The sequence below is a fragment of the Bacteroides sp. AM16-13 genome, from assembly GCF_003602705.1.
GTDB lineage: Bacteria > Bacteroidota > Bacteroidia > Bacteroidales > Bacteroidaceae > Bacteroides > Bacteroides xylanisolvens.
Map to the genome: position 1 here is coordinate 144,910 of NZ_QTLK01000010.1, position 18,784 is coordinate 163,693.

The following is an 18,784-nucleotide window of genomic DNA, read 5'->3' on the forward strand; positions in this document are numbered from 1 at the left end:
GGTTAATTATTCTATAATTAAAACCCAGTCATTTCCTTTTCCCTTTGTGGGAGAGGATACGGGAATGGTATCTGCTGTTGTATTTTGATGGAATGTGATTCTTCCATTGCGAGGATTCATCCACTTTAAAGACCGTTTGGATGCCTTCATTGAAGGCAAATAAATCGTTCTCTCTCCACCTTGTGGAAAATATACTAATAAGTAGTCTTTGTTGCCGAATGCTACGGGATAGTTTTTATTTTCTAAAGGTACATCGCCAAAGATGGTTTGTAGGTTTTTTCCTTGAGTAAAATCAAATTTCTCCCATAATCTGCGAAAGTGAATTAAATCCCAGGCTCCTTGTTTATCCATTGATTGGTACCATGGAGTGTCGGCGTCACATTTAGGCTCACGTCCGGTATCAAACATCTGCCATATATCATTACAGCCGTATGTATATCCACAAGCTCCGCTGAACATACTTTGGTAAAGTGTATGGCGGATATCATCATCTCCAAATCTTCCATTTTCTTTTTTGAAATTGATCGGAATATTTTCATATCGGGGTTCTCCGTCCATGCATGGCTTGTGTGGTTCCTTTTTTAAATCGGGCAAAAGCAGACGTTGATAGATTGCGAAATCTTGTTGTGCGTGTCCGGATTGACACATATTAAAATCCAGCCACGAAGCATTGTGAAACCAGAACGAGGATGAGTGCTCTCCATGAGGATGATAGGTCATCAAATGGTTTTTGTCTACACTTTTAATACCGGTTGCTAATGCATTCCAAATGGCAAAGTTTTTTCCGTCTCCACTTCGATCACCTCCTATTATCCATATCAGATTGGGTGCGTTCATATAACGTTCTCCTAACCATTTGCCGTATCTATATGCATTTTCCGGTGTAAAAATCTCCGGTCCTTTTCCCCATTGTTTGTCTACCTTATCTCCCCAGGTTGGTAGTAGAGCTATGTATAAACCTTTGGCTGCTGCCAGAGAAATAACTTTGTCTACATGAGTGAAATAGCCGGGAGCGGGCTTGTCAATATTGCCGTCAATTAACTTAGGTTCTCCGTTAGATGAAACATCCATATCATCTAATTCATCCAGGATTACCGTTTGTATGACGGTAAATCCTTTTTCTCTGCGATTCTCCAAATATAGTTCAGTCTCTTTGTCATTTAAGCGGCTGATGAGTTCCCATGCTGTATCTCCCATGTAGAGAAAAGGAGTTCCGTTACTGTATTCTAGGTAACGTCCTGAAGAATTTACCCTTAAGTTTCCTTTGGATAGATTCGTGGCGTTTCCTGTCCACCGGTCTTCTTGGGCGGAAGTTCCAGTTATACAAAACATGAATAAAATATAGCAGATGGAGAATCGTTTGAACATAATTCTATTTTTTAAAGGTACTTGTATATTTCTCAATGATAGGCATTTGCGGTCTGTCTTTTCCGTCTTTGGGGGTGATTGCCATGAAATAGGTATCCCACCACGGACCCGCAGCCCAATATGTACCATTGATTCCATTTTCTTGTAAATATCCCAAGAATAAGTCGAGGGTTTCATTCCAACGGGGATCATTGTCGGGGATTCCATATTCTCCGATAAAACCATGGAATTTATTCTGTTTAATCCATTCTACAAATGGTTTTACCCGGTCGATTCCTTTCTCCGGATAACATTCTTCCTCTTCGTATGAATATTTGTACGTACCGGATGCATCCTTGTCAAAATATACATGAGCTTCAAAAGCAAGGTTATTAGCCGGGTCTTTTAAGAATTTGAGTGTATCACTCTGCTCGATCCAACGCTCTGCTGATGACCAGTCGTTGCCGCCTACCATAATAAGCGTATTTGTGTCGACTTCTCGTATGGCATTGATGGACGCTTGCGCCATGTCGAACCACTTGGTTTCCGGGGCCAGATCATGTGGTTCGTTCATTAGCCCGTAACCATATATGTTTTTAAAAGTGGAGAATTCTTTAGCGATAGCTTGCCAGAAAGAAGCTAGGTCTTCGATTGTTAATCCGTTGTTTCCAATGAGGGTATGTTCGTTGTTCATGAAGCGGCGACAGTAATTATGTAAGTCAAGAATAACCACCATATCGCGTTTCTCTGCTGCTCTGACCAATTCTTTCATTTTATTGAGGTCATGCTGGTTTAGCGGTCCTTTTAAGTCAAGTTGTAGCCGTTCCCATTTGAATGGTAACCGGATAAGTTTCAGCCCTTTCTTTTGCCAATATTCGAGGTCTTGATCTGTCGGGTAGGTATAGTCTTTATTATACTCACCGGGGAAAGATGAACCGAAGTCCGCGCATGCCAAGTTTACTCCGTAAGGTTCACCTGTCTCTTTTACCGGAGGTTGATTACTTTTACATCCATTTAGAGTAAGAAGGCTAAGTAGTAGAAAAGCCGAAATAAAAACTTTTTTCATAATGTTCTGTTTAATAGGGTGATTGAAGATTCCAGCCTTTTACAATAACTGGAGATTCCAAATTTATTTTTAATATTTTTGATTCCTGTGGGTTAAGCCATATATAGTTCTCCGAAACGATAAGTTGGTCCATTTTTTCTGGTACTTCTACGTGTACTCCGATAGCAGGGTGCTTTCCTGTATTTGTTAAAGTCACCATATTACCTGTGCGTTCCATTTTAATTTCTGTTTGGGGCATTGATACGATGGAGCCCGGACGTACTTCGTAATTGGTAAAGTAATAATTCCGATATATGTTTTTGTTATCTTTGATTATGTCCAGAACAAAGAATAGCATGGTCGATTTGGTTTGTTCTCTATTCAGATTTATTTCTCCTAGTTTTTTGACGACATTATCATCGCCGATACCGTTGAAAGTATGGGTGGCAACAGTATCTAGTAATGCATTGTATATAGACACTTTGACTTGATAAGGTTCTTTCTCTAATGTTTGGCAGTCATCAAGTAGATAGACAGGAAGACTGACTTCTTGACTGGCAAGGTTGCTGCGGTCAAATAGCATGACTGCTGCTAACGGGGCAAAAGACTTTTGCACAAAATAGTGAACGGGTTTTATGATACCATAATAGTCTACACATGACCATGATACACCAGGATAGTTATCGTTCATCTTATAATAAAGTGCTCCGGTAGTATGAGGCCATAATGTGCGTGCCCGTTCTAATGTATGGCGCACTCCTACTACTTGTGCTAACTGTGACCCGAGTATGAAAGAAGCCAGCGAGTCCTTCGGCATAAAATAACCGGAATATTGAGTAAGTTTCTCCATTTCTCTCATCGTTCCGAAGATAGGAGTGTGGTGCGTGAAATTACCGCTCCTTTGGGGAGGCCACACTTCTTTTTCCTCGTCCAAATATCTACGCACTGTCTCGATGTGAGGCAATGATGCTATCCCAAATTCTCCCCAAAAAGGAGCGGTCATATTCAAATTGTGATTAAGATGAGCATCGTCCCACCAGCAGTTGTAATTGTGCAGGCTGCCTCCCCAGGCTTCCCCACGATGGAAGGGACGTGTTCCGTCAAGTTCTATACTAAGTCGTCCCATCATGTCAATTGCAGGTCCGAATGGTTTATCTGATTCATTCCCTGCTCCCCACATAATAAGAGAAGGGTGATTTCTTAATCGTTTGGTATTTCTTTCCACTGTTTCTTGCAGGATAGTGTACGGTTGCGTGTTATGGCTATTCCAGGCCGTTGGCCATTCTTGCATGACTAAAATACCATATTTATCGCATAATTCGTAAAAATCATCGGTTTCGGGCATTCCTCCTCCCCAGGCTCTTAACATTTGTATGTGCTGGCTTTGGGCTATCTGGAGCAAATGCTCGTATTTATTTCTTGAGAAGTCCATTAATGCATCCATAGTGCACCAGCCTGTTCCTTTTATGAACATCGGCTTGCCATTGATGACGAATGTCCAGTTATAATAATCTTCTTTAGCACCATCAATTAATGGTCTCATCTCAATAGTCCGTATACCGAACGACGTTTTTATATGGGCTGTCTTCCCTTTTTGTGGAACGAAGAATAGGTTGAGGTCGTATAGTGATTGTTCTCCTCTGTCATTGGGCCACCAAAGATGCGGATCTTTGATTTGAAAGTCTAAAGATAAAGTTTCCTGTTTTTTCTGACTATTTATGTCGAAACGATAATATTGTGTTATTCCTTTGAAGTTCTTGGGAGATACTTCTGCATATAATACTCCTTTTAATGGAGATGATTTTTTATGCAGATCAAGAGTTAAGCGCATTTGACCATCGAGCGAACGAGTAGCGATGAAGGGTGATTCTATTTCTACTGCGGCTTGTTCTTTTAATTGAACACTACGCCAGATTCCTAATGATGGGATTTGTGCATAATGCCATCCATAAACGCAATTGAATACAACTGTATATTTCCAACTTTCATTTGCGTTGGGAGGCCAGTTGCCCAGAAACATTTGAGGGATGGCTTCTAGTTTTACTATGAGAGTGTTTTTATTCTTTAAATGGTTACCTATTGAAAAATCGGGCCCTCCGAACATACCTTCGTGTGTTCCTAAAAGTTTTCCATTGAGCCATATTGTACATTTGTTAGCAATTCCGCCAAAAGATAATATACAGTGAGATGAGGGGGAGTCTAGTTCGAACTCCCGCTTCATCCACCATGTCTTGTAAGATTGTTTTTCTGCAATAGAGTCATTCTGTCCGATGTATGGATCGGGTATGATTCCATTTTCTACTAATGCGGTGTGAATACTACCAGGCACATGGGCAGGTATTTGATCTGTCCAGATAGTGTGTAAACGTTCTTTTTCAGTTCCTCCTTCTGCCAGTTGCCAGGTTCCGTCCAAAAAGATGTTTGCAGGAGTATCTCTGACAAGAGGAATATTTCCTGTTTCAGTCATCTGTATACCTTTTACTCCCATTGGAGATAGCTTTGCTGCAAAGCTTTCTCTGTCTATCTCATCCATTGATTTTTGTGCAATAACCATTGGAGTGGATAGCAGTAAAGTGATAATAGGGATGATTCGAGTTCTCATGGACAGTATTTATTCTGATTATTGTTGTGTACTTTTATATTTCAGGAGCGTGCTTAATTGCGGACGATCCTGTGTGTAATTATTGGTCGGTTGGACAGATAAGGGATAATCACCCCATCGTGGACCGGCAGACCAGTAAGTTCCATTTATTCCATTTTCTTGTAGATATTTAAGTGCTGCATCAAGAATATCCATCCAACGGCCGTCAGTATCAGGTATACCATATTCACCAACGAATCCACGTTTATTATTCTCTTTCAGCCAGTCAACAAAAGGTTTCAAACGAGCCACCCCTGTTTGAACGGTTGCACCATCTTCATCATATCCTTTATTATAGTTTCCGGAAGAATCCGAATCGAAATATATATGTGCCTGGAATATCAGGTTATTACTTGGATCTGTAAGAGTTTTCAGATTGTCACTGCATTCTTTCCATCGTCTGGCAGAACTGAATTCGTCTCCGCTAACTATGATGGTCGTTTTAGTATCTATAGTGCGGATGGCATTAATGCAGGCTTGGGCTATGTTAACCCATGGTGTCGATGCCAGCATTTCGTAGGGCTCATTCATGATGTCGTAACCCCAGATATTTTTATAGTCTTTAAACTCTTTTGCCAGTTTCTTCCATACGTCACAGAAATTGTCAACAGTGCATCGTGCATTACCAATGATTGCATATTGATTATTTTGTGAACTTTGACCGTCGCAATATACACAATATCTTCCAAAGTTATGCATATCCAGAAGTATCTGTATGTTTCTATCTTCAGCGGCTTTGACGAATTTCTTCATTTTTGCCAGCTCTGTTGCATTTAATTCCCCATTCATTGTGGGTTGTATACGTTCCCAACGAAAAGGAAAACGTACCAGATAAAGGCCTTTGGCTTTAAAGTAATCCAAATCTTTTTCTGTGGGATAACCATAGTGGGTACCATCCACCCCCGGATACACATTCCCAAATTCAGCTCCTGACAGGTTAACTCCAAAATAAGCTGTTTGTTTGGTTGGTTGAGGCTCATCACTATTTTCTTCTTCGTCTGATTTGGAACAAGATGAAAATAGAAGTGCTACAATCGTTACTAATGAAAATAAGTCTTTTAGCATAAATCGAATCTTTTTGATTATGAGGGAACGCCCATATTAAAGCGTTCCCTTTTTTATTTTTACTTATGAACAAATCTGAAATTACACATACTTAAATCAAAATCCTGTGCAGATTCAGGAGAGAATATGATTTTGAAAGCTGTGTTGGTACTGGGATCGATGGAACTGGGCAACAATGATTCTGTGTCAGCACTGATCCGTACTGTTTGCCATCCGCCATAAGTATTGACCGGAATTCCTCCTTTGGAAGGATACCATCCATAATCTCCTAAGATGATACGCGCTTGGGCTGATATCGGGAATTTAGCTCCAGTACAGATTTCAAATCTTAAATCGTATGATGAAAGATCTGCGGCTACTTCTGCTGGTACAGTAATATATCCGGCCCACATAACCATCCATCCCCAAGCTTTCACGGAATTATTGAATCGAATATATTTTCCTCCTTCTACTAATGGTTCCGGTTGTCCTTCTAATGTGCCGTCACATAAGAAATTTTTCGGGGCATCAGGGAATTGGCTGGAATGTGTAAAAGCACCGCTTCCCGGCCAATTATTGAAATCAAAAAGTTGAGATACTCCCGGATCCATGTATGTGAGCTTGTATGCTTCATCCATATTGGCTCCTTTTATAGTAAGGGTAGATTTCGGAGTGGCATTTGCCGGGATTTCTATTGTTAGTTCTGTACGAGTGGCATCGATTACATTTACCGGTAAATTACCTAGATTAACAATTGCTTCTTCGATTGTAATACCGTAAAGGTCAAAGTTGTCACCTGTAATAACTGTCGTATCTCCTGGTTGGGTAAATTCATTCTTGAGTCCATTGATTGTTAAATCAGGGATGGAAACAACAAAAGGAATACTTAGTTCTCCGTGTTTGGTTGTAATATAAATCGTGTTGGTCACTTCTTTAGGAAGTGCACGGGGAATAGGTGCGAGAAGCATATCGTAGGTCGAATATACCTCCTTGCTGTCCACTTCGATATCATTGAATTTTAGAGAGGTGATGTCTCCGAGATTTGTTCCCTCAATTCGTACTACTTGTTCGAAATTCGCTCCCTCAATGGGAAATTCAGCATCTGTTGCCAAAACAACTTTGTCTACAGTCGGAGCACCTGTTGACGGTTTGTTTTCTTTGGCTTTCAGATCGTCGACTTCAACAATATCCGTACAGGATGTTAAAGCAAATATGGATGCTGCGATTATTGCAAAATATTTTATTTTCTTCATAATCTGTTTTATTACATGGTTATAAGTGATTAATCCCAGCCAGGATTATTCTCATTAATTCCTTGGTTCGTCAGGATTTCAAGAGTCGGAATCGGGAATAGCAGATGTTTACTGGAACGTTGTTTTACGTTATTGGCTTCATCCATTCCGCCTAGAGCATTCATTGCCTGCAAATAAATTCCCCAACGTATTAAATCCCAACGACGATCGCCTTCCAAGGCTAATTCCATTGCACGTTCTTCAAGGATTGCAGAACGCAGGCTGGTTTTATCTGTAAAGTTTGCCAGTTCTTTACCTGTTGCGTTACTACGGGTGCGGACATCATTTAAAGCGTCTACCGATTCTTTTGTCGGACCATTTAATTCATTAGCTGCTTCTGCAAAAATTAGAACAACATCAGCATAACGTAAAAATGGGTAATTGGCATCTGTACGAGGTTGAGTCTGATCGGCTATTTGTTGTGAATATTTAGTGGTGAAAGCAAAGAACTGTTCTGAACCTGCTTCATCACATCTCCATCCGGAGGTTACTTTAGGATTATCGAACGGAGGCTCTTTGGCTTCAACCATACGTTGCCATTTCCCGAAGTTCGGATAGTATGAACCACCACCCCAACTTGTATCGGAGTTCTGACGTATCCAACAATGCAACACTCCTTTGTCCACGCGGTAGTCTTTTTCTTCAAACAATAGATACCAGTGTTTTCTACATCCTACCGTTAAACTATTGTCTATGTTTCCTGCTGCATTGAGTCTGCCACAGTAGTGCGAGCTGAATAGTGTACCGTATAATTCATCACCGGATTTAGTTTGTAAACCGAATAAGTGTTCACTACAAGTTTTGCCGGAAGGAGACCAAATCAAATCATAGTCCTCAAGTTTGTGTGTCCCATATTCTCCTTCGATTACATCTCCCGCAACTTCGTAGGCCAGTCTGTAATATTCTTGAGAAGAAAAGCTTTCGTAACCGGCAACTTGATCCTTGGAGAATGTTGTCGGAACAGGTTCTGTATACACTTTGGTCATAGTACCATTTACATTCTGCATAACAAACGGTGCACCGGTTTTTACTGTTATTTGTTCTCCGGTAGACATGGAAGCAGAACCGATAGTTGCATATACTTTGGCTAACAAACCTGCTGCAGTTGCAGCACAGACTCTTCCGGGTTTAAAGCCATTATCTGTGTTTTTATAAATCATATCTTTAGCATCTTTAAGCAAAGGTATGATTGTTTCCGTGTAGACTTGTGCAATCGGAATACGCGGATTGTTAGTATATTGTCCGGATTCGTTTACACTGACCGAATAAATAGGGATAGCTCCATAAGCACGTACCAAGTAGAAATATGCCCATGCTTTAAGAAAATAACATTCTCCTAATGCATTCTTTTTAAATTCTTCCGATACATTCTGCATCTTATTGATTTCAGAGACCGCTATATTTGCCCGGTTAATCAACGAGTACATTCCGGTCCAAAGTACATCGGCCTGTCCGTCACCTCCCTGGAAGTTACCGCTTCCAAACTGGCTGAACTGCCATACTGCACCGGAAATATAGTCACAGTCATAATCCAGCGGTCGTGGGAAACTACCGTATCTGAACATGGCTTCGTGTAATGTATTATATACTCCTGTTACCCACATGTCGGCACCATTATCAGAATCCTCAACATCTTCAGGGACAATGAAGTCGAAAGGCTTTTCTTCGATCATACTTTCGCATGATGTCATTACTGCTCCGGATAATAGGAGACTGGATGCCATCAGATATATGAATATATTTTTCTTTTTCATCATTTCTTGAGATTATAAAGTTAATTTAAAACCTATTGAATATGTTCTGCTGCTCGGGTATGAGAAAATATCAACTCCTCTTCTAGAAGCGTCAGAACCAAAGGCGTTTACATCCGGATCAAACCAACTATAACCTGTAATCGTGAATACGTTTGTTACTGTACCGAAAACAGATAAATTGCTAATACCTTTTATGACTGAACCGAAATTGTAGTTTAAGTTGATTGTTTTTAGTCTGAAGTAAGAACCATCTTCTACATAACGATCGGAGAGTTTCATGTCACGAGTCATTGCAGTAGTGACGCGAGGCCATCTGGCGTTAGCTGCATTCTCTGGTGTCCAGCGTGAATCATAAGCATCTTGAGTGATGTTTGCAATACTGCTCATTCCGATATTAGTCAAGTTTCCGTTAAAAATATCATTTCCATGAGTTCCTTGGAAGAACAATCCCAAAGTCAGATTTTTCCATCGCAAATTGGCGTTCAAACCATAAATAAAATCAGGATTGGTATCACCGATGATGGCGCGGTCTTCTGACGTTATTTTTCCGTCATTGTTTTTGTCCAGATATTTGATTTCACCGATCATTCTGCGAGCCTCATCATCAGATGCTTTAGCATATATTGGATCTGCACGGACTTCTGCTATATTATCATAGAAGCCGTCTTCTATATAGCCGAAGATTGTTCCGATAGGTAGTCCGTTTCTTTGCAGAAATACTTCTTTGGCACTATACCATAATTGGTTAGCATATTGGTCAGCTGTTAAACCTCCGATTTCATTTTTATTAAAAGAGATGTTGCCGTCGAAGTCTAGGCTCCAGTCTTTTTTGTCTAATGCAATGATTTTACCAGTTAGTTCAAGTCCTTTGTTTTTTACATGGCCGAAATTCGTCCACATTGTAGTATAACCGGTACTGTTCGGTATAGATACATTTTGTAGCAGGTCATTGGTTTTCTTGTAATAATAGTTAGCGGATAAACTAATTCTGTTATTCCAGAATCCCATGTCGAGCCCGACATTATATTGGTCGGTTGTTTCCCATTTGAGTTTATCATTCAAAGGACCTTTGTAAGTTTGTCCTGCAAATCCGCTGCTTAATGTTCCGTCCAGAGGATAATTGAATGGTGCAAGTGAAGCGATAGTCTGATAACTGCTGATAGCTTGATTACCGGTTTGACCGTAGCTGAGTCGCAACTTTAAGTTACTGAATATATTCAGGTTTTTGATGAATTCTTCTTCCGATATGGTCCATGCTACTGCTCCTGAAGCGAAGTTCGCGAATTTATTTCCCGGAGCGAAACGACTTGAACCGTCACGACGGAATGATGCTGTGAAAATATAACGATCCTTGAATGTGTAGTTGGCACGTCCTAATAAAGAGACTAGAACTGCTTGGCCTCGATAGCTGGCCGGTGTTTCAATATTTAATGCTTGGCTCATATCGAAGTCTTGTGTGATGTCAGTCGGAAAGTTGGATGCATTCATTGTTTTTCCACCCCAGTCCGATTTTTCGTAAGTGAAACCAGCTACTACATTGAGATGATGTAACTTGTTAAATGTCTTATCGAAAGTAACCAATGATTCTGCTGTTAAGTTCTGCCAGAAGTTATCACTCTTACCAGCACGTCCGTTAGATGCTTTACCTTCTCCTGTTTCACGATTGTAGTAACTTGCACGATCGTTTACTGAATAACTGATACCTAGATTCTGACGGAATTTCAAACAGTCGAGGATTTTAATCTCGGCAAACGCAGAAGTAAATACGTTGATTGATTTTAGCTCATCTTTAGCTGTATTAACGTATGTACGTGGATTGGCTGACAACCATGCATAAGAATCATCTTCTGTCTTGTCTCCTACATATAATGTTGGTAAATAAAGCATGGCAGAACGGATGATGCTATAATCATAAGAATTTGACTTGGCAAACTTAGTTAACGAACGGGTGAAGTTGATATTTAGTCCCGTATTTAACCAGGGTTTCACATGGCTTCCGATATTGGCACGAACAGCAAAGCGTTCATAACCAGAATTCTTGATAATACCTGTCTGGTCTGTATAGTTGCCTGAAAATGCATAGTTGCTCTTTTCATTTCCTCCTGATACACTAAGATTGTATTCTTGTGTTAATGCATCTTGTAAGATCTCGTCCATCCAGTTGGTGCCCTCTACCCATTCTTTATTGCCGTATTCGTCTTCGCGATAACCCGGATTGAGATAATCTTCCGGTGAAGCATAGTATTTACCGGAGTTGGGAACGATTTTATCGTTCTCGTCGCGACGGTAGTTCCATTTACCACGATAAGGAAGGTATGAATAAGGAAGATTGTCATAAGCAGCTCCATTGATTACACCCTCATTTACATAATTAGCATAGGTGTAAGCATCCAGCATTTTAACCATTTTGGCTATTTTGGAAAGTCCGAAATTGGCCGAGAACTCAACTTTAGCGTCTCCGGCACGACCTCTTTTAGTGGTAATCAATACGACACCATTCGCTCCGCGAGAACCGTAAATGGCTGTTGCAGAAGCATCCTTTAAAATGTCGATTGATTCGATGTCATTAGGGTTGATCAATGACAGAGGATTAGTGGTGGAGTTGTTGCCCTCGTTGGCTTTACTGCTTGGAGTATCTCCTACCTCAAACGGAATACCGTCGACAATGTAAAGTGGTTGTGAATTTGTAGAGAATGAGTTAGCACCACGGATGGTGATACTTACACCTGAACCGGGAGCACCGTCACTCTGGTTTACTTGTACACCAGCTAATTTTCCTTGTAGGGCTTGGGAGATGCTGGTCGGGTTACCAAGCATCAAGTCATCACTTTTAATAGAAGCAACGGCTCCGGATAAATCTTTTTTCCTCATTGTACCATAGCCGATAACTACTACTTCATCCAAAGATTGAGTATCATCTTTGAGTGAAACATTGATTGTTTTACGGTTTCCTACAGTGACTTCTGTTGTTTTATAACCGATAAAAGTGTACTGAAGAACAGATTTTTGGCTTTCTACTGTTATAGTATATTTACCATTTAAGTCACTGATGGTACCATTGTTTTTTTTAACTCCTAACTCAACAATATTAACTCCGGGAAGAGGTTCACCTTTACTGTCTGTTACAGTACCTTTAATTTCAATACCTGCTGCTGATGCAGCTGTATTTATCATCCAGAACATAATCAAAAAGAGCCAGACTCCTTTTGATCCTTTTAGCATCCGCACTTTTGAGCGGGGAAAAGAAAAGAGATTCTTTTTCATTTTTATCAAATTTAAAATTAACTTTAGTATAAAATCTCGTACATTTATTATTGATGCAAAGCTAGTAAATAAGGAATGTAAATTATTGACGTTATTTGCCTAAAACTGATATTATTTTATCATTCTTTATTTTTATAAATATGTGAGTTGTATTGTCGGATAAACTTACGGCTTTGACGTCCTGCAGGTTTTATTAAAGACTCGTCCCATCCTCCGTTTTTGTTTGCTCGCGGAAGAATCATGGAGCAAGTTTCGTTCTTGTCTGAAATGGACCAGTTAACCCAGCTGATCTTTTTGCTTTCCAGCCATTCTACCCAACGAGTCCATTCTGGTATATCTAATGGACCATCGCCAGTACATTCCATGCCTGCACATTCAGACACAAAAATGGGAATTCCTTTTTCCCATGCTGCTTCAGCTCTATCCCGTAACTCTTGTTTATGAGTGGCGGCATAGAAATGGAGGGTATACATTATATTATTGAATCCTTCTAAAGGACTTTCTGCTACCAGGTGTAAGTCTTGGTCCCAGTGTGGGCTGCCTACAAGAATAATATTATCAGGATCATATTTACGTATTTCAGAGATAATATCAGTTGCATATTCTTTCACACTTTCCCAACTGTCTTCCATAGGTTCGTTGTATATTTCATAAATAATATGAGGATATTTTCCGTATTTCTGTGCCATCATTGAGAAAAATGCTTTTGCTTCTTTTTTTTGTGGATAATAAGTATGCCAGTCGATTATTATATAGAGGTCGTTTTTAATTGCCGCTTTAATCACTTTATTCATGCATTTTAATGCAAATTCCGGATTTTCAATGTAGTTGTCTTCAATAACTGTTCCCATGGCGGCGCGTAAAACGGTACATTTCCAATCTTTTTTCAACCATTTCACAGATTGCTTATTGTAAAATCTGGGCCATAGGTTGTGCCAGCCATAACTAACCCCTCTTAATACAATAGGGTCTCCGGTTTGGCTGCATAATTGGTTACCTTTTACTTGTAGTTGTCCCCATTGTTTTACAGGATCTTTACTGTAACTGAATAATGATATCATGGAGAATAAGGTGATAAACAAAATGACTTTCTTCATTTTCATAATAAATTAGGTATAACATATAAGATGGACGTTGCAAAGTAAGCACAAAAAAAATATGTAAAAAAGTGCTTTGTTATCATATACTGATACTTTTCTTACTATTTATTTAAGGCAAGAGTATATTACCTTATTATATATATACAAAAAAGATTAAGCCGGAAAATAAATATGATAACAGATGGCTTGAAGGTTAAAATAGTATATTGATTTGATAATAAAGTGGTTGTATGCTTATATAAGTTGCCGTACTTTTATGAATTAAATTTTATAGATAGATTCATGTTTTATTTTATATTTATCACCTTATGAAAAGAAGTATTTTTTTAGTTTGTTTTGTTGTTTTCGGGGTTGTGTCATTGTCGGCAATTGGCTCGATAGTCTCTGTAGCACAGTCGGGTTGGCAGACTGATAGTATATCTTATGGTATATCTCGAATGGTTGATATTGCATCTTTGCCCCTGTTAGATCGTGGAATCTCTGTCCATTATGAAGGTAGTATTGATAAAAGAGGAAAGAATGCCGACTGGGACTGGAGTCTTTACCAGGATCAACGTGGAGAATGGGTAATATTTGATGTTGATGGTCCGGGATGTATTTATAATCTTGTACAACATCGCTATATGAGTTCAAGTGATCCGCTCTTCCGTTTTTATTTTGATGGAGAAGAAACGCCTCGTTTTAGTTTACATTTATCTGAATTCGGAGAGAAAGAGCCTTTTATAAAACCTTTGGCTGAAAGTTATATTGGTCCGTTTGATAACGGAAGAGGGCCCATACGTGTTGCACGGAGTTTTGTTCCAATGCCGTTTAACAAGGGCTGCCGTGTAACCACCGATGTGAAACTGGAAGGTTATGAAAGAACCAAAGGTGAAGGAGGTTGGGGACATGTTGTATACCACACTTATGCGGACAATGGTATCAAGACCTTTACCGGGAAGGAGAATTATGATACTTTGATACAATTATGGAAGAAACAAGGAAGTAATCTTTTGTGCAAAGATCAATTGGCATATCATCGTAAGTCGGAACAAAAGATTAATGCTGGCGAATCCATTACTTTATTGGATGAAAAAGGAGAGGGAGCTATTGGTTCTTTAAAATTTTATTTTCCGGAGATTAATGAGCAGCACTTGCAGGATGTATGGATTCATATGTTTTGGGATGCTCATCAGCAACCCGATATTTCATGTCCTTTAGCGTGTTTGGGAGGCAACTCTTTGGGCTTTCACGATACCAACTATTTGCTGTCAGGATATAACACAGACGGTTGGTTTTATAATTATTTTCCAATGCCATATTGGAAGCATGCGAAGATAATAATTGAAAATCGTAGTGGCGTTCCTGTTTCTTTGGGATTCTCAGAAATAGCTGTTTCCAGGTCGGTTTATCCCACATCTAATACCGGATACTTTCGTAATACACCATATTATACCCGAAAACATGTGGCAGGAATAGATAGTCCGATAGCTGCTATTCAAGGAAGAGGAAAGATGGTTGCTGCTCATGTTACATGTCATGCCGAACGTTCACATATCATTTCTTGCGAGGGGGATGTTCGTGTATATATTGACGGCAAACGAACACCACAAGTTGAGAGTGACGGTTCTGAAAGTTATGTTTGTTATGGTTGGGGATTCCCGACCCCGCCTGAAGTGCATCCAATGGGAGGGTATGACGGTCTTTCGGATAACCCATGGTCTATGACTCGTTTTTGTATAGGCGATAGTTATCCTTTCTATTCAGAACTGAAGTTTGGAATAGAGTCGGGCGAATATAACAATCAGTATTTGGAACACTCGGGTACTATATTCTATTATGGTCAAGATAAAAATGTACTGGTGAAAACTGATAGTTTGGATTTAAACTCTTCTCGTTCTATTAAACGGCACTCTTATAAAGCTATGGGTAATGTACGCAGAACAAAATTGGAAAGTTTCTTTGAGGGAAATGAGGATCGTATTTTATATGTAGGAGAAACCGTCCGGTTTGAAAGTTTTAGTAGTTTTAGAGTGAATATATCTTCTCAAAATGAAGGAGTGCGTTTGCGTAGGTTGAGCGACCAAAACGATGTTCGACAAGCAGCCCGTGTTTTTGTTGATGGTGAAGAGGTTACAGAACGTTTATGGTATGTAGCTGATAGTAACCCTTATAAACGCTGGCTGGAAGATGACTTTGAAATTCCAGCCAAGTATACTAAGGGAAAGAAATCATTAAATATTCGTATCGTACCAGTTTCTATGTCTAAAGAGGGAAAAAATACTTGGAATGAAGCTGAATATCAGGTATTTTGTTATAATAATTAAGTGTTATAAATCAGTACCACCGTGTACGCCACATAACAAAGTATCATAATCCCTCCTTCGATTCTCGTGATAGTCCTTTTGGCAAAGAACAGCCCGAATAACCAGAGCAGGATACCGGAACCTACTAGCGTAAACAGGTCGAAGTTGGTAATTCCGCTAAGATGGAGAGGGGTGATGCTGGCGCTACATCCCAGTACAAAGAATATATTGAAGAGGTTACTACCGATTACATTCCCAATGGCAATTTCCGGATTCTTCTTTAATGCGGCAACGATAGACGTAGCCAGTTCAGGAAGGGAAGTACCTCCTGCAACCAGTGTCAGTCCGATAATCGATTCGCTGACACCCAGGTTGCGGGCGATGCCCGTAGCGCCGTCAACAAACAACTGACCTCCAAAAATAAGGGCAGCCAAGCCTCCGATGATATAAAGAATGGATTTCCACCAGGGGAGTGATTTGATTTCTGTCTCCTCTTCTATGGTCGGAGGTGCTATCTGTCCCGCCTGTTCCGTTGTGCCCGGCTTGGAGGCGATGGCAAAGGTGTAACCCATGAAGATGACAAAGAAACAAAGTAATAATAAGCCGTCTACTCTGTTCAGGATATTCTCCGGAGCTTTATCCAGAAATACATCATTGGCACAAATCAGCAAGACAATAGAAGAAAGTATGCAGAGCGGTATCTCTTTTCTAAGTGTATTGCGGGTGATGACAATCGGGGCGAATAAGGCCGTGCAGCCCACAATCATCAACGTATTGAAAATGTTACTTCCCACCACGTTGCCTATGGCAATATCCGCGCTGCCTTTGATGGCAGAAGATACACTGACCGTCAGTTCCGGGGCAGAAGTGCCGAATGCAACGATGGTAAGTCCGATCACGATGGGAGGGATATGAAAACGCTTGGCTACCGAGGCGGCACCGTCTGTTAATCCGTTGGCTCCTAGAAGAATGAGGATTAATCCCCCGATAAGTAATAATATATTCATGCTTTTTTCTCTTTTAGTGGCAAAGATAATCAATTTGGAAATGGTAATGTCAAAAACAATCCGTATGTTTGCTCTGTTTTTAATGAAATGTTAGATTAACCTTAATTATAATCAAGGAATATAAGGTATGGAAATAAATAAAATAAAACGGTCGTTACTGGTGTTGTTCTTTTCTTTCCTGGCAATCGGGGCGCAAGCACAGTTGGAACAGGCGGTTAAGAAGATATTTGCCGGAGATACAATAACGGGCGGACATGTTCCTTTGAAACGGGATTCGGACTCTATCCATCTGGTAAATATGCAGAAATCATTGGAAGAAGCCCGGCTCAATGAGGCGAATATGAGGATGGAAATGGAGCAGATGAAACTCCAGATGGCTACCGCCGACTCCGTAAAATATGCACAGCAACGACAGCGTATCGACTCCCTGCGGCAGTTCACAAAAGGAATACCGGTAGTGGCGGACGGTGATACCTTATTTTACCTTTTCACCAAACGGGGTGGATATACTCCCCAGCAACGTGCCCAAATGACCGGTGCGGCAATTGAAGAAATAGGAAGACGCTTCAATCTACAACCCGATTCTGTGGCTATCGACCATTCGGACATAGTTTCCGATTTGATGTACGGCAGCAAAGTATTGCTTTCTCTTACCGATCAGGATGCCTTATGGGAAGGAGTTTCCCGTGATTCGCTAGCTAAGGAAAGACAGCAGAGTGTCATTACCAAACTGCATGAGATGAAAGCCGAGCACGGACTTTGGCGAATGGCAAAGCGTGTGCTCTATTTTGTGTTGGTAATTACAGGACAGTATTTCCTGTTCCGCTTGACCAACTGGTTGTTCCGTAAACTGAAAGCGCGTATCCTGCGCCTGAAAGACACGAAGATAAAACCGGTAGCCATCCAGGGATATGAATTGCTGGATGCGCAGAAACAGGCGAATCTGTTAGTATTCCTGTCCAGTATCGGGCGGTATATACTGATGGGATTGCAGCTACTGTTTACCGTACCGTTGATTTTTATCATCTTCCCGCAGACAGAAGGACTGGCATATCAACTGTTGGGCTATATATGGAATCCGATTCGCGGTATCTTTGTGGGTATTATCGATTATGTGCCCAAACTGTTTACCATCATCGTCATCTGGTATGCCGTGAAGTATTTGGTACGTCTCGTCTTGTATCTGGCACGTGAAGTGGAAGCAGGACGACTCAAAATCAACGGCTTCTATCCGGACTGGGCGATGCCGACTTTCCATATCGCCCGTTTCCTGCTCTATGCATTTATGATTGCGATGATTTATCCTTATCTTCCGGGCTCCGATTCCGGTGTGTTCCAAGGGATTTCGGTATTTGTCGGATTGATCGTTTCGCTCGGATCAAGTACGGTTATCGGTAATATTATTGCCGGACTGGTGATTACTTATATGCGTCCGTTCAAGATGGGCGACCGGATCAAATTGAATGATACCACCGGAGATATCATCGAAAAAACTCCTCTTGTCACCCGCATCCGGACTCCTAAAAATGAGGTTGTGACTGTTCCCAATTCATTTATCATGTCGTCTCATACGGTAAACTATAGTACTTCGGCACGCGAATATGGACTGATTATTCACTCGGAAGTATCTATCGGTTATGATATTCCCTGGCGGCGGGTTAATCAGATACTGATTGACGCTGCGTTGAACACTCCCGGAGTGGTGGATGATCCGCGTCCGTTTGTGTTGGAAACTTCGTTGAGCGACTGGTATCCGGTCTATCAAATTAATGCTTATATCAAACAGGCAGATAAGATGGCACAGATTTATTCGGATTTGCATCAGAACATTCAGGATAAATTTAATGAGGCCGGCATTGAAATTATGTCACCGCACTATATGGCAGTTCGGGATGGGAATGAATCGACAATTCAGAAAGGCGCTGTGAAAAACAGCGGTCCTGCGAAGACAGCGGAGCAGGGTGATGTATCGGAAAAGGCATAGAGTTACGTCCCGATGATGATT

The 18,784-nt window shown here is 40.6% G+C and carries 11 protein-coding genes; 2 read left to right on the forward strand and 9 right to left on the reverse strand.

Annotated elements, in window-relative coordinates; all coding sequences use genetic code 11:
• Positions 1 to 6: 6 nt before the first annotated feature.
• The 8 genes from DW173_RS10465 to DW173_RS10500 form a co-directional block, all read right to left on the reverse strand.
• Positions 7 to 1,368: a DUF4038 domain-containing protein gene (locus DW173_RS10465; protein ID WP_120144414.1), complete on the reverse strand. Its 1,362-nt coding sequence runs from the start codon at positions 1,366 to 1,368 to the stop codon at positions 7 to 9.
• Positions 1,369 to 1,372: 4 nt separating this feature from the next.
• Positions 1,373 to 2,413: a glycoside hydrolase family 5 protein gene (locus DW173_RS10470; protein WP_120144415.1), complete on the reverse strand. Its 1,041-nt coding sequence runs from the start codon at positions 2,411 to 2,413 to the stop codon at positions 1,373 to 1,375.
• 10 nt (positions 2,414 to 2,423) lie between these two features.
• The gene (locus DW173_RS10475; protein WP_120144416.1) at positions 2,424 to 4,994 is read right to left on the reverse strand and encodes a glycoside hydrolase family 2 protein; all 2,571 of its coding nucleotides are present in this window, start codon (positions 4,992 to 4,994) and stop codon (positions 2,424 to 2,426) included.
• A gap of 18 nt (positions 4,995 to 5,012) precedes the next feature.
• On the reverse strand, positions 5,013 to 6,098 hold the full coding sequence (locus tag DW173_RS10480; protein ID WP_004298400.1) for a glycoside hydrolase family 5 protein: 1,086 nt from the start codon (positions 6,096 to 6,098) through the stop codon (positions 5,013 to 5,015).
• Between the two features lie 59 nt (positions 6,099 to 6,157).
• The gene (locus DW173_RS10485) at positions 6,158 to 7,330 is read right to left on the reverse strand and encodes a glycan-binding surface protein (protein ID WP_004298397.1); all 1,173 of its coding nucleotides are present in this window, start codon (positions 7,328 to 7,330) and stop codon (positions 6,158 to 6,160) included.
• 29 nt (positions 7,331 to 7,359) lie between these two features.
• A complete protein-coding gene (locus tag DW173_RS10490; protein ID WP_117809047.1) occupies positions 7,360 to 9,123 on the reverse strand; it encodes a RagB/SusD family nutrient uptake outer membrane protein in 1,764 nt (587 codons plus the stop codon).
• Positions 9,124 to 9,135: 12 nt separating this feature from the next.
• A complete protein-coding gene (locus tag DW173_RS10495) occupies positions 9,136 to 12,387 on the reverse strand; it encodes a SusC/RagA family TonB-linked outer membrane protein (protein WP_120144417.1) in 3,252 nt (1,083 codons plus the stop codon).
• A gap of 119 nt (positions 12,388 to 12,506) precedes the next feature.
• Positions 12,507 to 13,484 (reverse strand): glycoside hydrolase family 5 protein, encoded by a 978-nt coding sequence (locus DW173_RS10500; RefSeq protein ID WP_117809046.1) that lies wholly within the window; start codon positions 13,482 to 13,484, stop codon positions 12,507 to 12,509.
• A 311-nt stretch (positions 13,485 to 13,795) separates the two neighbouring features.
• On the opposite strand from DW173_RS10500, the gene DW173_RS10505 reads away from it, so the two are divergent.
• Positions 13,796 to 15,793, forward strand: a complete 1,998-nt coding sequence (locus DW173_RS10505) for a DUF2961 domain-containing protein (RefSeq protein WP_004298387.1) — start codon at positions 13,796 to 13,798, stop codon at positions 15,791 to 15,793.
• Here DW173_RS10505 and DW173_RS10510 read toward each other — a convergent pair.
• Positions 15,790 to 16,779 carry a calcium/sodium antiporter gene (locus tag DW173_RS10510; RefSeq protein ID WP_087317387.1) on the reverse strand — a complete coding sequence of 330 codons (990 nt, stop codon included), beginning with the start codon at positions 16,777 to 16,779 and terminating at the stop codon, positions 15,790 to 15,792. The two genes, DW173_RS10505 and DW173_RS10510, sit on opposite strands and share 4 nt — an antisense overlap.
• A gap of 127 nt (positions 16,780 to 16,906) precedes the next feature.
• Between DW173_RS10510 and DW173_RS10515 the strand changes: the two genes are divergently transcribed.
• Positions 16,907 to 18,763: a mechanosensitive ion channel family protein gene (locus tag DW173_RS10515; protein WP_008023353.1), complete on the forward strand. Its 1,857-nt coding sequence runs from the start codon at positions 16,907 to 16,909 to the stop codon at positions 18,761 to 18,763.
• The last annotated feature ends 21 nt before the right edge of the window (positions 18,764 to 18,784 follow it).